A 513-nucleotide genomic window follows, 5' to 3' on the forward strand; every position below is an offset into this window, starting at 1 on the left:
GCCGCCACACCTCCTGCACCACCCGGTTGCTCACTGGTCCTCGCCGCCCGATCCCATCGCGGGCCGCAGTTCGACGGTTTCACCGGGACCGGCGAACTGCGCGGCGATCTCCTCTGCGCGAGCGTGGTTTTCGACATCGATCAGGAACAACCCCGCCAAATGCTCCTTGGCCTCCGAATACGGGCCATCGGTCACCAGCGGCTTGCCGTCACCCCACCGGTACAGCCGCGACGACTCCGGCGCCCCGAGCGCCTCCCCTGTCAGCAGCTCACCCTTGTCCTGCATCTCGCCGAGCAACTTCTCGAAATCGGAGTTCACCCGGTCCCGCTCTTGCTGCGGCATCGCCTGATACTCGGGCAGATAGTCACTCGTCGGATGCCCCCAGGGCTGCGGGTTGGAGTGAATCAGGATCACGTACTTCATCACGGCTCCTTCACGATCACGGATGCGCCCCGATGACCCATCCTTACCTGAAACGTCGGAGCCGACACCACGCTGTCGACATACCTTGCA

General features: G+C 64.1%; 1 protein-coding gene. It reads right to left on the reverse strand.

Annotation, left to right across the window (positions count from 1 at the left end; genetic code table 11):
• Nucleotides 1-30: 30 nt before the first annotated feature.
• Nucleotides 31-423 carry a YciI family protein gene (locus NN4_RS44690; protein ID WP_147144487.1) on the reverse strand — a complete coding sequence of 131 codons (393 nt, stop codon included), beginning with the start codon at nt 421-423 and terminating at the stop codon, nt 31-33.
• Nucleotides 424-513 lie beyond the last annotated feature (90 nt).

The sequence above is a fragment of the Nocardia ninae NBRC 108245 genome, assembly GCF_007990755.1.
In the GTDB taxonomy this organism is placed as follows: Bacteria; Actinomycetota; Actinomycetes; order Mycobacteriales; family Mycobacteriaceae; genus Nocardia; species Nocardia ninae.

Coding starts and splice junctions, on each gene's coding strand:
- NN4_RS44690 (WP_147144487.1), bottom strand. CDS start 423: ATGAAGTACGTGATCCTGATTCACTCCAACCCGCAGCCCTGGGGGCAT.